Source organism: Pseudaeromonas sharmana (assembly GCF_042649925.1).
In the GTDB taxonomy this organism is placed as follows: domain Bacteria; phylum Pseudomonadota; class Gammaproteobacteria; order Enterobacterales; family Aeromonadaceae; genus Pseudaeromonas; species Pseudaeromonas sharmana.
Map to the genome: position 1 here is coordinate 113,669 of NZ_JBHSAF010000015.1, position 13,092 is coordinate 126,760.

Here is a 13,092-nt window from a genome sequence, read left to right on the forward strand (position 1 = left end):
TGCCTTTGTTTAAAAAAGCAGCATATCCTGCCTGCGAACCAGGAAACGGAGCAGGGGGTACCATGTCCGAAATCCGTGCCGTTATCTTCGATGTATTTGGCTCGTTATGCCAGATTACGTCGCCGCAACGCCCCTATCAGCGACTGGCCCGTCGTGTCAGCGACCCAGTTCAGTTTACCAAGGCCGTGATGACGCAACCGCTGGATCTGCGCCAATCGGCGCGGCGCGCCATGGCGCAGGTGAGTGAACAAGAGTTGTGTCGTCTCGAATCTGATCTGGATGCCGAATTGGCCAGCATCCGGCTGTTTCCCGATGTGTGCCGCGTGCTGGCGACACTGCGTGAGCGAGGCTATCGTCTCGGTGTGCTCTCTAATCTGGCGGCGCCCTACGCCGCGCCGTTGCGTGCCTTGTTGCCACCCGATCTGGATCTGTATGGCTGGTCGTTCGAGCGAGGTCATGCCAAGCCGCACCCGCGTCTTTACCACTGGGCGTGCCAGGTGCTGGGGATGCCTGCAGATGAAGTCTTGATGGTTGGCGCAACCCGGGTACCCGATTACAGTGGTGCTCAGGCCTGTGGTTTGCAGGCCTGCTGGTTACGACGGCAGGCCACAACCGTGGTCGACGCTGACACCATTTCCAATCTTGATGAGGTGCTGCTGCGCCTGCCCGAATTGAGCGCGGCCTGATTAAGCAGCAGGCAAGGGCGAGCTGACAGTGGCGGCGGCATCCAGCATGGCCTGGCGCAGCCAGATGTGGGCGGCATCGTGATGCAGAAGCGGGCTCCAGACCATGATGAGTTCAATCGGGGGAATAGAAACCGGTGGTCGACGAATCACGGCCTCTGGCATACGCAATGCCAAACCGGCTGCCCGTGCCGGAATCGTGGCTACCAGATGGCTCTCCAGGGCCAGATTGATGGCTACCTGGTAGTTACGGGTAAACACCCGTATGGGACGTTGCCAGCCTTGATTGGCTAACGCACGATCCACCCAGCCCAACTTTTGCAGTTCGTTCAACTCGATCCCGACGCCAACACCATAACCGGTCTTGCTGACCCAGACGTGCTCTTGGGCCAGATATGCCTCGGCATCCCACTTTGATAGCAGCGGATGTTCACGATGTAACAGGCAGACAAAGTCATCGCGCCAGATGCGTTTTTGATGGAAAGAGTCGGGCAGGTCATCAAAGATGTTCAATGCCAGATCGACCCGTCCATCTTCAATTTCGTGAAAGGTGACATCGCTGGGGGTCATGATATCGAGCGTGATGCCTGGCGCCTCGGTACCGATGCGCAACAACAGGCGCGGTATCAGCGTTGAGGCGGCATAGTCGCTGGCCATGATGCGAAAATGGCGCTGGCTCAACTGCGGATTGAAACCTGGATTGGGCGACAGGGTCGATTCCAGCGTTAGCAACAACTGACGGATCTGGGGTTGCAACTCCCGCGCTCGCGGTGTGGGTTGCATGCCCTGTTGGGTGCGCACCAGCAGGGGATCTGCAAACATGTCGCGCAGGCGTTTCAAGCCATTGCTCATTGCTGGCTGGGTGAGCCCGAGCTGTGCGGCGGCCCGTGTGACGGATTGTTCTCGCAGCAGCACATCGAGATAGACCAGCAGATTGAGATCGTAGCGACTGATATTCATGATGTATATGACGTGAGCCTGAAACATAAAACCAGTCTATAGCACTGGCGTGTGGATTGGCATCATGTGATGAGCTGGCAAGCGCAGCAACCTGTCATACAGGCCGCCAGGCGGTAGGCGGACGCAACCACTCCTGCGTGGTCGGCAACAAAAAAGCCCGCCGAGGCGGGCTTTTGCTGATGTAGCGCGTGCTTAGCGAGTACCAAACACCACTATGGTCTTGCCGTGTGCCGAGATCAGATTCTGATCTTCGAGCATCTTCAGGATCCGGCCGACGGTTTCACGGGAGCAACCGACGATTTGGCCAATCTCTTGGCGCGTGATCTTGATTTGCATGCCATCTGGGTGGGTCATGGCATCTGGCTGGTGAGCCAGGTTCAGCAACGTCTGGGCAATGCGGCCAGTCACGTCGAGGAACGCCAGGTTACCGACCTTCTGGCTGGTCGTCTGCAGGCGACGCGCCATCTGCGAGGAGAGTCGAACCAGAATTTCCGGGTTGACCTGAATCAGTTGACGGAACTTCTTGTAGGAGATCTCGGCGACTTCGCAAGGGCCCTTGGCACGCACCCAGGCGGTACGGGTGGGGTTTTCGCTGTCGTCGAACAGGCCCAGTTCACCGATAAAATCGCCCTGGTTCAGATAGGACAGGATCATCTCCTTGCCTTCTTCATCCTTGATCAATACAGCAACCGATCCCTTGACGATGAAGTAGAGGGTTTCCGCCTTCTCGCCAGCATGGATCAACGTGCTCTTTGCAGGGTATTTGTGAATATGGCAATGAGACAGGAACCATTCCTGGGTCGGGTCGGATTGCGGTTTGCCAATAACCATTGTGAGTCCTCTTGATTACACCACCCGATGAGGGACACCGGGTCTGTCTTATTGTTGTTGCCCTAGCATACGGGGCTTCAGCCCCAAATGGCAAGGTTCACACCCGATCGGTACTACGATGTCGAGCACGGTCAACGGCCACTGCGCCGCACTCATCCGACAACCGGGAGATGGCCCATCATACGCATTGAAAATCACAAACTGAAGGCTTACTCCGGTCAGGATCCAACCGGTAGATGAGCTTGTGATCCTGATCACTGGCACTTTTTACCGACTTAGTCTAGCAGACTCGAAAGCGGCTGGTTATGAACCGACTGGACATTCTTCTCTTCCTGGCCCATAGCTAATGAGCGGTACAACAACCTGAGGACAGGCGTGGTTTGCATGCCCTTTGGGCAAGGTAACAACCAAGGAGCTGTTATGAACAAGAGTCTGCTGTGTCTGGTATTGGCAGGCCTGGCTGCCTGTAGCAGTCAGGATAAGCCACAAGTCGAGATCTGGAATTATCAATGCGGGGATACCCCCTTGATGGTGCGACATGATACCCGCGCGGATATGGTCGATTTTATGGCTGGCGGTATTATGCACAAGCTGGATCGCGTCGCGGATGACGAGGCACTCAAGTATAGCGATGGGCGCACCCTGTTCTGGAACAAGGGCGCCACGGCCACATTGGAGCAGGGGGGGCAGCCGTTGCTCAGTGCCTGTCAACAATCCTCCGGTCCGAGCGCTGTGGCTTCGGCGGCGGAGCCTGTCATGCCGGCCAGCTGATGTGACTCATGCGCTGTGTGCAACACAACAAGGGCCGGTCATTCCGGCTCTTGAGCGTTGCGTTTGACCTCGACGCGAAATTGAGCTGCCGGCATGATGTTGACCGTCTCGTGTAACTCGCTGAAAACCAGCACCACTTCCCCGCGTTGCAATTGGGCTCGCACCTGTTCGACTTTCTCGGCCAGACTGGCTTCGACCTCGCCATAATCGGTGCCTTCGCGTAACACAAAATGCTCGATCAGGTTATCCAGCGTATCTTGATTCAGGGATTGCCAAGGTATCAACATCCATCACCTCTACAGCAGACTGGCTTGCGGTCCGCTACTCTCCAGCAATGATGCTAGTGTCGTCAAGGCCTGTTCCAGTGAGGCCATATCCAACGGATGGCTGATAGAAAGCCTGACTGCCTGGGGTGCATTGAAGTGTCCTGCCGCAAACAGCTCGGCACCGGCCAGACCTATGCCTTCGGCCTCTGCCGCGGCAATGAAACTGGCTGCGCGCCATTGTTCTGGCAACTCCAGCCAGGCATGCATACTGCCGGGTGCGTATCGCAAGGCAAAGTGGCCCAGATGGTACTGCAAGCGTTCGGCTCGCTGTGCCAATTGCTGACGTTGTTGCCGTAATAATGCGTCGGCTTCGCCTCCTTGCATCCAGCGACAGGCCAGCTCGATCAGTAACGGACTGACCATCCAGCTGGTGGCGCGAATGGCCTGCTGTGCCGCCGTATGCAAAGACAGCGGCACCAGCATGTAGCCGATTCGCAAACCGGCACTGGTTCCCTTGGAGAAACTACCCAGGTAGATGACCCGCTCCGGAGCCAGGTTGACCATGGCGGGGGGGCGATCGGCCGGTAGCAGTCCATGCACATCATCTTCAATCACCCAGAGTTGATGACGGGCACAAATGGCCAGTATGGCCTCGCGACGGGCAGTGGACATGACGGCTGTGGTCGGATTTTGTAATGTGGGAATCAGATAGATGGCGCGGAATAATCCATCCTGACAGGCCTTATCCAGCGCGTCGGGAATGATCCCTTCTGCATCCATGGGCAGACCTCGCAACTGTAGTTTCAATGTCTGCGCCAGTGTCATGAGTCCAGGATAGGTCAAGCCTTCACAGAGCAGCGCCTGGCCGCTAAGACCCAGCATCATCACGGCCAGGAGCAATCCATTTTGCGCCCCGTAGTTAAAAAACAACCGTTCTGCCGAGGCGTCGATTTCGTGGCGCTGTAACCAGTCGGCAAAACAGTGACGTTGCTCGAAGTTGCCATCGGCACTGTCGTACTCCATCAGGCCATTGATACAGTCACTCTCCTGACTGAGGGCCAGTATCGCGTCGCGAAAGGCTGCACTGCGATCGAGGGCGACAGGCAGGTTTTGCCACAGCTCGATGCGTCCGGGTTTTTCCTGACGTAAATGCCACACATGCGAGGAGGATTGCTCGGCGTCGCGGACATAGGAGCCTGAGCCGACGCGGGCGGTAATAAGACCACATTGCTCAGCCTCATGATAGGCGCGGGTGATGGTCCCAACTGTCACACCGAGGCGGTCGGCGAGGGCTCTGTGAGTCGGTAAACGGCTGCCGGCACTGAGTTCGCCATTTTGGATGGCCGAGCGCAGTGCTTCGAGTAATTGTCGGTATAGCGGGCCACGCCCGGAGAGTGTCGGAGTCCAAATTGTCATCGTGACAATAAAACAATTGATCATATTGTTTGTCAATATTACCGTGATTGTGTGCTGTTTGCAGCACAAAATGTTCTTCACAATGATTTTGTATCGATACAATTTGCATCCGGATGCGTTTCCCTTCATCAAGGAGACGTGCAAATGATGATGGAATGGTTATGGCCGCTGGCGGTATTTGCTGCGGTGAGTTGTATTACACCTGGCCCCAATAACCTGCTACTGACGCAGTCTGGTGCCAGATTCGGTTTTCGTCGCAGCGTACCGCATGTCTGTGGCATCGCAGCAGGAATGGGGGTGATGTTGCTGGCTGTCGCCAGCGGGTTGGGTTCGTTGTTTAACTCCTTACCCTGGTTGCAACAGGCGATGCGTATCGGCGGCACCCTATATCTGCTGTGGTTGGGGTATATGATTGCCATTGCACCACCGTTAACGGCTAAAGCAGCGGATGAGGGGGGGATGGTGGATTCACCCTGGCGGTTTTATCAGGCGGTGCTTTTTCAGTTTATAAATCCGAAGGCGTGGCTGATGTCCATCTCGATGATTGGCAGCTTCACGTTGTTGGGACGAGAGTACTGGTCGTCTGTGGGCTGGATGGTGCTGGTCTTTAGCCTGGTCTGTTTACAGTGTTGTCTGGTGTGGGCACAGTTCGGGGCTCAGGTCGGCCGCTGGTTGCGCACCCCACAGGCATGGAGCTGGTTCAATCGCATTATGGGAGCCTTGACGGTCGTCTGTGTGGTGATGATCTGGCTTTGATTGGCTTAAGGTGCGTAACTTGCTATAACAGCCCGCCATTGGGAGGCGAGTTCGCCTATTGAGTGTGAGGCTGGGAATGGATTTAAGCTGGTTTTTACCTTTATTGGGTTTTGCTTTGGTTACCTGTGGGACTCCGGGGCCGAACAACATGCTGTTGACGGCGGCGGGAGCGAACCTGGGCGTTCGAGCCAGTTTGCCGATGCTGCTTTCTGTGGTTAGCGGACTCAACCTGATTATGTTGGCAACGGCATGTGGTCTCGGCGCGCTGTTCGAGGCCATGCCGGCTCTGCATTTAGCGTTGAAGTTGATCGGCAGTGGTTATCTTTTATGGTTGGCGTGGCAACTGGCGCAAGCTGGCGTGCCTGGAGAGCGCAACGTCAGGGATATGCCGCACTGGTTGCAAGCGGCCTGCCTGCAATGGGTCAACCCCAAAGGCTGGTTCATGGCAATTTCAGCCATTGGCGGTTTCACGTTGGCTGGGCAGCATTACTTTGTCTCCGCCGTGGGGATCTTGCTGACGTTCTTCCTGATGGGGCTGTTAACTGGGCTGTTTTGGGTATTGTTCGGTGCTCAGGTGCGTCGCTGGATCAAAAGCCCACTGGGCTGGCGTCGGTTTAATCGCGGTATGGGGATACTGACGGCGGCGTGTATCTTTATGATTTGGTTATAGCTGGTCGGCGCTGTTTTCCCGGCATCGGACTAGTGTTTGCGGCAAATGGGTGTAAAATTTGCGCCGATTTTGCGCCCATTTGATGATAAAGACCCCAACCATGACTGAAGCCTTGAAGCCCGCCGATTTGTTTGCCGATATTCGTCCGTATCATGATGACGAGGTGCCTGCCGCCCTTGAGCGTCTGATGAATGATGACGAGTTACTGGCGGCCATCGCTCATTTTCGTTTCCCTCGCCTTTCCCGGTTTTTGGGTGTTCTGCTCAAGCCGATGATTCGTCGCGCGTTACATAAACGCTGGGCTCTGGTGCGAAGCGTGCGTGATGTGCAGACGGAAGTTGCTCATTTTATGGAGCAGATGATTGCTTCCACCACACAGGGAGTGACGTACTCCGGGCTGGAACATCTGGAGTCGGGCAAGAGTTATCTGTTTATCTCCAACCACCGTGATATTGCGATGGATCCGGCGTTCGTTAACTGGGGTTTGTATAAGTGTGGGCTGGATACAGTACGCATCGCCATTGGCGACAACCTGCTGCGCAAACCTTGTGCTACTGAGCTGATGAGACTGAACAAAAGTTTCATCGTCAAGCGCTCGGCCAAAGGGCCACGCGAGATGATGAAAGCGTTCAGTGAGCTTTCTGCCTATATTGCTCATTCATTGCAAGAGGGGAGCTCAATCTGGATTGCGCAGAAGGAAGGCCGGGCCAAAGACGGTGACGATAGAACCGACCCGGCGATTCTCAAAATGTTTTACATGGCAGGAAAGCATCAGAAGATCCCCTTTGCCGATTACATGCAGGGTCTGAACATAGTGCCGGTCGCGATCTCCTACGAGTTTGATCCTGGTGATGAGGCCAAGGCTCGCGAGTTGGTTGAGCGTGCGCAAAGTGGTAGCTATGAGAAGGGTGAATTTGAGGATATTGACAGCATTGTCGCCGGCATCGTCGGCTTCAAGGGGCGGGTTCATGTCAGCATCGGCAGCCCGTTGAGTCAGATCCCGGATACGCCGGAGGCGCTGGCCGAGAGCTTGGATCGGGCGATTCATGGTCAGTATCGACTGTTCCCGAGCAACTTGCTGGCGGCTGGGGAGAGTCAGGGTATCAGCGAAGCGGAACGTCAACAGTTTGCCAACCGGATCGCGGCGATGCCAAGTGAGTTGCAGTCTACCGCCCGTGCCATGTATGCACGCCCGGTGCTAAATCAGCGGCAGTCGCTTGAAAACTGAGTCAAATGAATAACAGACAGGGCGCCTTGAGGCGCCCTGTTTCATTGCTGTTGCGGCTATTGTGGGGTAAAGCTTATGCCACGGCTTTCAACGCACTGGCATCGCTGTCAATGACCAGGATGTTAGCACGCCGGAAAAAGTTGAATTCGGTGGCAGAGGCCCAGGTATAGGCGCCCATCATGCCACCGATCACCAGATCGCCGACATCCAGTTCCGGTAACATGATCTCATCTGCTATCACGTCAATGCTGTCGCAGGTCGGGCCGGCCAGCACCGATGCCTGGCGCTCACCCTTGGCATACGGAGCACTCTTCGGGTAGTCGATGTGATCGAACAGTTGGCCGCTGTAGCTACCGTATAGACCATCATCCAGATAGTACCAGGTACGGCCAAAGCGCTCGGCTTTGCCCATGACACTACTGATCGAGGTCATGGCTGGTGCCGAGATGAAACGGCCGGGTTCGGCCAGTAGACGGATCCCCTCGGGGGTATTGGCCAGCGCGGCGCGAATCGGGGCACAGAAGGTGCCGATATCGAACGTCGCGCCTGAATAGTCGACCGGGAAGCCGCCGCCGATGTCCAGTACCTGCAATGGCATGCCTTCAGCCTCGGCCTGGCGGAGCAACCCGTTGCATGCCTCGATTGCTTCCACATGACGACGGGCATTGGGTACCTGAGACCCTACATGGAATGACAGGCCGATAACATCGATACCCAGAGCCTGGGCTTCGCGGAGCAGCGGCAGCACCCTGTCCGGGGTACATCCAAACTTCTTGGATAGGTCGACTTTAGTTTCCGGATTGGGGAAGCTGACGCGCAGCAGCAGACGAGCCTGATGCCTGTAGGCAACAAACTTGTGCAACTCAACCGGGTTATCGAATACAAAAACATTGCAGCCGAATTCGAGGGCATGGCGAATATCAGAATCGCGTTTAATCGGATGGGTATGAATGCAATCGTTCGGGTCAATTTGGGCATCGCGCATCAGGTCGACTTCACCGTTCGTTGCGAGATCGAAACAGGCGCCTTCGGCTTTGAGTGTTTCCACTACCCCCATGTGAGGTAATGGTTTTAGCGCGTAATGCAGTGTCACTCCTGGCAAGGCTGCTTGCAGCGAGCGATATTGATGGCGGACTGCCGCCTGATCCAGCACCAGCAGCGGTGAGCCGTATTCGGCCACCAGGCCGCGGTAATCCATTCCCGGAACGAATTGGCTGTTCATCTTATGCACACACCTCACAAAAGGGCCATGGCCCTGAGCCTAGTTAGGCTCCGACCTTACTGTCGGAGCAGCGTTAGTTTTGAAATCGCGCGCATTATCTGGCATCTGCCTAGCTATGCAATAGTGCTTATTGAAGATGCAGATATGGTGAGGGGTGTAAGGTAAATGAATACAGTGTTTATGCTTGGCATATATCTGGTTATTCGACAATTAAATCTGAAAATGTCGACCTGTAGCGGATAAAAGGTTGTCGATCTCTCGGTTTTTGGGCTTTTACGAAGAATATTGTTGCAAAGTGACTTTGATGAATAAAATTTCTCAAAAAGAGAAGAAAATGCCAGATTCAAGACCTGAATACCTTGCGGGTTCTTGAGGCGGAGTGCCTGCGCGCAACGAGATGAGGCATTGCAACTAAGGGCGATTCAAGCATGGATGGCAAGTGCTGTCAGAGCCTCAAGGTTGCCAACGGAGGGTTATCTGCGCCAGATGTGGCCAATTCAAAGTGCCGTTCAGCCATCTCACTGATCGGCACGAGGACGGGAGAGCCCCAGACTACCAGCATTCCGCTTCGGCAGCCGTTTTGGTTGCTGTCTGGTCTAGCTTGAAGGTTCCGCAGCTGTCGCCACTCATGTTTCCGGTGGGTACTGCCTCTAACGTATAGCTGGCACTATCGGCCGCCGGGGAGCTGGCCAGTCGCAAATCATAATATTTGGTTCCGCCGTCGCGAGGCACCTGAGTGAAGGGCAGCGTTATGGTTTCGCTGGCACATTTATAACAACCATCGGCACTAAACTTGCGTTCCATAAACTGCGACAGCTCGAGCAGCGCGGCTTTGGCTTCCCCTCTGCGGGTTGACTTGACGTGCTCCAGATAGCTGGGATAAGCGATTGCTCCCAATATGGCCACCACACCGACGGCGATTATCAGTTCAATCAAAGTGATCCCGCGGCAAGGTTTGTTGTGCATGATGGTGTCCTTATTGTTAGTGGCCGATCCTGATCCCAGGATCGGCCTGAGTGATCATTATCGTAGTTGCCGCCAGGACTGTCGGCCCTTTGCGCTAGGACTGATGGCTTCCAGGGTCTGTTTAATTGTCCCTGAAGAGCCACTGGCGTATTTAATCTCAGTCTTGCTATCGCTCTTTTCGACAAACGTTGATTTGGTCAGAATTTCGTCAAAACTCTTGCCGCTGACAGGTAAGGTCCCATCACTGGTTGTCTGGTTGTCGGTGTCGTTAATATAACCGTCGATGTTGATGTCAAATACGGGATAACCCAACCGGGAGCCAGTTAGCGGGGCTAGCTCAAGCAACCATGACTTGCCACCGTAATCGCAGGGATCGGTTGATGGCAGCATGGTGGTGACAATCAACTGATCCTCACGCAGTTGCAGGTCATTGACGACGCGCTCTCCGACAGGTGAACTCAGGCCGGGTGATATCAGATTCAGGTACCAGCCATATTTTTCGTTGTAGTTGACCTCGTTATTGGAGATGACCCGCACCGAGAGTCCTGAATTACTGGTGGCGGTGGTTTCCGTAACGATGGTTTGTTGTACCAGTTGGCTCTTGGTGAGTGCCGTGGGACTCGCTTCAAGTTTGTCCCATACCCCGTACAGGGTTTGTAGTTGTGTCGCGGTGCGGTCACCATCCCGGAAATAGCTGCCGGTACCAAATAGCACCATGACACCACCGTTGGGATGGGCGATCACCATGGGGCGTGCCGTGATCGGTTGGCGATTACTGGTGGTACAGGTCGCATCGACACAGGCCGTGATGATCTTGTTGACGGTCCAGTTATTACTTTGGCTGGCGCGTAGATCGAAACGCCACAAGTTGCCTAACAAATCGCCGGCATACACCAGATCAGTGACTCTATCGCCATCCAGGTCGACAGGGATCGGCGTACTGAGTCCGTTCATGTTGCCACTGGTACTGGCCTCTGTGCCTGCCAGTACTTTGAGTAGATTCGCGTTTTGTAGATTCAAGACAATCAGCTTGGCGGCCCGGGCATCTTCGTAACCATTCGGCACTAACGCCGTCCAGTTTCCTCCTGATAGTTGACCCAGCGTCGGCTGTGGAATGGTAAATCCTAGTTCGCTGCTGGTGTATTCCCACAGGGCATTGCTGGCACCAAAGCTGTCAGGATTGGTCACGTCGAGGGCGAACACTGTCTTGCCGCCAGCCCCCGTGGTGCCTAACAGTATGGTTTTCCAATTACTGCCAAACTTGGCATCGCCAACCTTCGGGCTGCCATCCACCAGATACTGGTGATTTTGTGGGTAATTGGCATCTGTTAGTTTATTGAGTTTCAGCACTGTCTCGGCAGGAATGTAGGCAAAGCGCTCGACACCATCCGACTCCCGAAATGCGTGCAGCATGCCGTCATTGGCACCGACATACAGCATGGCGGTGCGGCCGGCCTTGGTGGCTGTGAAAGCATCGTCGCCGACGCCATAGTCTTGAGTGCTGACCAGGACGGGGCTGGAATTGACAATGTCTCCGAGTCGTTTGCTGCGAGTGCGGAAAATGCCATTGGTGACATTAAGCTCCTGACTCTGGTCTCCGCGCAACCAGGCGACGCGTGCTTGTCCCTGACTATCCGTGGTGCCATCGGCCTTTTTATTCAAGGCTGTTTGTTGTGTGCTATCCAAATTGGCCCACAAGAAACTGACGACGGAACCATTGGTTTTGCGGGTATAGATATTCCGTGAGCTGGCGGTCGGTATATTGGACGAAGCCAACCAGGCAGGTGTTGCTCCTATGGTGCCATCGGTTGCAATGGGATAGGCCGTCAGCTCGCCACTCCAGTCGCCAGAATTAAAACTGGCTTGATATAGTCGGCTGTTACTGCTCAGGCGTGCGGTGTTGCTCACGGTCGCGCTGGAGGAGCCGGTGCGCGCCTGTACCTGGGCAAAGGCATCCGTCAGTGCATCGACAAAGGCCTGGGGATCGTTGGCATTATAAAAACCTCCTCGGCTGTTGACTGCCGCATGCCAAAGGTCGTCTATTTTTTTCGGAATCTCGCTGCCAAATTCACCACTGCTAATAGTTGGCCATGACAGGGTGCCCGCCTTTAATTGTGCAAAGGTGGCATCGCTGTAGGTCAACTGTCCATTGAGGCCGTAACTGACGGTGAAATTGACCATGTGCTGCCAATAGGCGGGATCATCGGTTGATGCTGGAACCTTGTTCTTGATGTTGGGTTGTAAATCCCGCTTCCAGTAATAGGCCGCGACATCCGCCAGCACATTACTGCTGCTGTCGCGATACGGCGGTTCGGCTTTGAATTTAATCTGGGCACCACCACTGTCATTGGTGATATAGCTGCCATCGACGTTGTCGACATTGGCGGTGGCATCCGTGGTATTGGCCTGGGAACTGTTCCAGTAACCATCCGTCATCAGAATATGGTAACTCTGGCGGCAGGTCTTGAATTCGCCGTAAGTGCTCTGCCCGGGGTTATCTGCCCATGGGCTTGAGCTATTGGTTGTGCGCTCAAAGTACTTGCCAACATCATCCATGGCGCGTCGCAAGGGGGTATAGCCATTGGCATTGACGGCATACAGCCAGCTGAAAAAATCGCTACGTGCCGTGCCTGTGAATTTTCTAACCCCCTTATAGATAGTCGCGGTTGCGACGTTATCTACAGTACGGCTACCCGAGTTGATACTGCCATAGCCGACTCTGACCTTGTCGTTTAACGCATAAAAAGCTCGCCCAATACCGGCTTTGGCTGCATCCAGACGGGTACTGTAATAAAGCTGCCAGGTGAGGAAATTTTTCTGTTCTTCAGTAAAGGTGCAGGTTGGCCTGTTGGCGCAATCAGTGCGATTTGGACCCCCGGTATAAGAGGTCACCCCCGAATAGATCCGTACCGCTGTCCCTGACTCGTTGTAATACACGCAGTTGTATGTGTAACTCCCGACGCGTCCCGTGCGGGTGCAGCTATTGGTGGGATCCGGATATTCGCTGCCATCACTGTTGATCCAGGGAAGGTAGGTGACTTTGGGGTTGTAATACAGCTTGTTATAGGTCACCGATTTTGCGTTATTTCCGCTGGGTTGGGAGTTGTCATTGGTCAGGTAGGTGTCGTCCATCGAACCAGAGTCATCGATAGTGAACATGATATTGGGTTCAATGGCATTGTCGCTTTGTAAATAAAGTGGTTTGTTGGCGATGACATCCGCGTCGGCTGCTGGCGCAACGAGTGATGATACCGATAACCACAGCATTATCATCAGTGTGTTCGGGAGCATTACTGGTTTCATGTTCAGGATCCTTATTCCAG

The 13,092-nt window shown here is 54.7% G+C and carries 12 protein-coding genes; 5 read left to right on the plus strand and 7 right to left on the minus strand.

Annotated elements, in window-relative coordinates; translation table 11 throughout:
- Nucleotides 1-62 precede the first annotated feature (62 nt).
- The gene (locus ACFOSS_RS15180) at nucleotides 63-686 is read left to right on the plus strand and encodes an HAD family hydrolase (protein ID WP_377154141.1); all 624 of its coding nucleotides are present in this window, start codon (nucleotides 63-65) and stop codon (nucleotides 684-686) included.
- On the opposite strand, the gene ACFOSS_RS15185 is transcribed toward ACFOSS_RS15180, so the two are convergent.
- Both ACFOSS_RS15185 and crp read right to left on the minus strand, forming a co-directional pair.
- Nucleotides 687-1,670: a LysR family transcriptional regulator gene (locus ACFOSS_RS15185; protein ID WP_377154143.1), complete on the minus strand. Its 984-nt coding sequence runs from the start codon at nucleotides 1,668-1,670 to the stop codon at nucleotides 687-689.
- A 165-nt stretch (nucleotides 1,671-1,835) separates the two neighbouring features.
- A complete protein-coding gene (gene crp / locus ACFOSS_RS15190; RefSeq protein ID WP_377154145.1) occupies nucleotides 1,836-2,474 on the minus strand; it encodes a cAMP-activated global transcriptional regulator CRP in 639 nt (212 codons plus the stop codon).
- A gap of 420 nt (nucleotides 2,475-2,894) precedes the next feature.
- Between crp and ACFOSS_RS15195 the strand changes: the two genes are divergently transcribed.
- Nucleotides 2,895-3,245, plus strand: coding sequence for an MliC family protein (locus ACFOSS_RS15195; RefSeq protein ID WP_377154148.1), 351 nt, complete (start codon nucleotides 2,895-2,897; stop codon nucleotides 3,243-3,245).
- 38 nt (nucleotides 3,246-3,283) lie between these two features.
- Here ACFOSS_RS15195 and ACFOSS_RS15200 read toward each other — a convergent pair whose 3' ends face one another.
- Nucleotides 3,284-3,532 carry a YheU family protein gene (locus ACFOSS_RS15200; protein ID WP_377154150.1) on the minus strand — a complete coding sequence of 83 codons (249 nt, stop codon included), beginning with the start codon at nucleotides 3,530-3,532 and terminating at the stop codon, nucleotides 3,284-3,286.
- Between the two features lie 9 nt (nucleotides 3,533-3,541).
- A complete protein-coding gene (locus ACFOSS_RS15205; protein WP_377154152.1) occupies nucleotides 3,542-4,927 on the minus strand; it encodes an aminotransferase-like domain-containing protein in 1,386 nt (461 codons plus the stop codon).
- Nucleotides 4,928-5,071: 144 nt separating this feature from the next.
- Here ACFOSS_RS15205 and ACFOSS_RS15210 point away from each other — a divergent pair, with 144 nt between their 5' ends.
- The 3 genes from ACFOSS_RS15210 (at nucleotide 5,072) to ACFOSS_RS15220 (ending at nucleotide 7,581) form a co-directional block, all read left to right on the plus strand.
- Nucleotides 5,072-5,683 (plus strand): LysE family translocator, encoded by a 612-nt coding sequence (locus ACFOSS_RS15210; RefSeq protein ID WP_377154155.1) that lies wholly within the window; start codon nucleotides 5,072-5,074, stop codon nucleotides 5,681-5,683.
- 76 nt (nucleotides 5,684-5,759) lie between these two features.
- Nucleotides 5,760-6,353, plus strand: coding sequence for a LysE family translocator (locus ACFOSS_RS15215; RefSeq protein WP_377154156.1), 594 nt, complete (start codon nucleotides 5,760-5,762; stop codon nucleotides 6,351-6,353).
- A 112-nt stretch (nucleotides 6,354-6,465) separates the two neighbouring features.
- Nucleotides 6,466-7,581 (plus strand): 1-acyl-sn-glycerol-3-phosphate acyltransferase, encoded by a 1,116-nt coding sequence (locus ACFOSS_RS15220; protein WP_377154768.1) that lies wholly within the window; start codon nucleotides 6,466-6,468, stop codon nucleotides 7,579-7,581.
- A gap of 73 nt (nucleotides 7,582-7,654) precedes the next feature.
- On the opposite strand, the gene ACFOSS_RS15225 is transcribed toward ACFOSS_RS15220, so the two are convergent.
- The 3 genes from ACFOSS_RS15225 to ACFOSS_RS15235 all read right to left on the minus strand — a co-directional run bounded on the left by ACFOSS_RS15225 (nucleotide 7,655) and on the right by ACFOSS_RS15235 (nucleotide 13,072).
- The gene (locus tag ACFOSS_RS15225) at nucleotides 7,655-8,803 is read right to left on the minus strand and encodes a type III PLP-dependent enzyme (RefSeq protein WP_377154158.1); all 1,149 of its coding nucleotides are present in this window, start codon (nucleotides 8,801-8,803) and stop codon (nucleotides 7,655-7,657) included.
- A gap of 552 nt (nucleotides 8,804-9,355) precedes the next feature.
- On the minus strand, nucleotides 9,356-9,769 hold the full coding sequence (locus ACFOSS_RS15230; RefSeq protein ID WP_377154160.1) for a type IV pilin protein: 414 nt from the start codon (nucleotides 9,767-9,769) through the stop codon (nucleotides 9,356-9,358).
- A gap of 57 nt (nucleotides 9,770-9,826) precedes the next feature.
- On the minus strand, nucleotides 9,827-13,072 hold the full coding sequence (locus ACFOSS_RS15235; protein WP_377154162.1) for a pilus assembly protein: 3,246 nt from the start codon (nucleotides 13,070-13,072) through the stop codon (nucleotides 9,827-9,829).
- Nucleotides 13,073-13,092: the final 20 nt, after the last annotated feature.

Coding starts and splice junctions, on each gene's coding strand:
- ACFOSS_RS15180 (WP_377154141.1), top strand. CDS start 63: ATGTCCGAAATCCGTGCCGTTATCTTCGATGTATTTGGCTCGTTATGC.
- ACFOSS_RS15185 (WP_377154143.1), bottom strand. CDS start 1,670: ATGTTTCAGGCTCACGTCATATACATCATGAATATCAGTCGCTACGAT.
- crp (WP_377154145.1), bottom strand. CDS start 2,474: ATGGTTATTGGCAAACCGCAATCCGACCCGACCCAGGAATGGTTCCTG.
- ACFOSS_RS15195 (WP_377154148.1), top strand. CDS start 2,895: ATGAACAAGAGTCTGCTGTGTCTGGTATTGGCAGGCCTGGCTGCCTGT.
- ACFOSS_RS15200 (WP_377154150.1), bottom strand. CDS start 3,532: ATGTTGATACCTTGGCAATCCCTGAATCAAGATACGCTGGATAACCTG.
- ACFOSS_RS15205 (WP_377154152.1), bottom strand. CDS start 4,927: ATGACAATTTGGACTCCGACACTCTCCGGGCGTGGCCCGCTATACCGA.
- ACFOSS_RS15210 (WP_377154155.1), top strand. CDS start 5,072: ATGATGATGGAATGGTTATGGCCGCTGGCGGTATTTGCTGCGGTGAGT.
- ACFOSS_RS15215 (WP_377154156.1), top strand. CDS start 5,760: ATGGATTTAAGCTGGTTTTTACCTTTATTGGGTTTTGCTTTGGTTACC.
- ACFOSS_RS15225 (WP_377154158.1), bottom strand. CDS start 8,803: ATGAACAGCCAATTCGTTCCGGGAATGGATTACCGCGGCCTGGTGGCC.
- ACFOSS_RS15230 (WP_377154160.1), bottom strand. CDS start 9,769: ATGCACAACAAACCTTGCCGCGGGATCACTTTGATTGAACTGATAATC.
- ACFOSS_RS15235 (WP_377154162.1), bottom strand. CDS start 13,072: ATGAAACCAGTAATGCTCCCGAACACACTGATGATAATGCTGTGGTTA.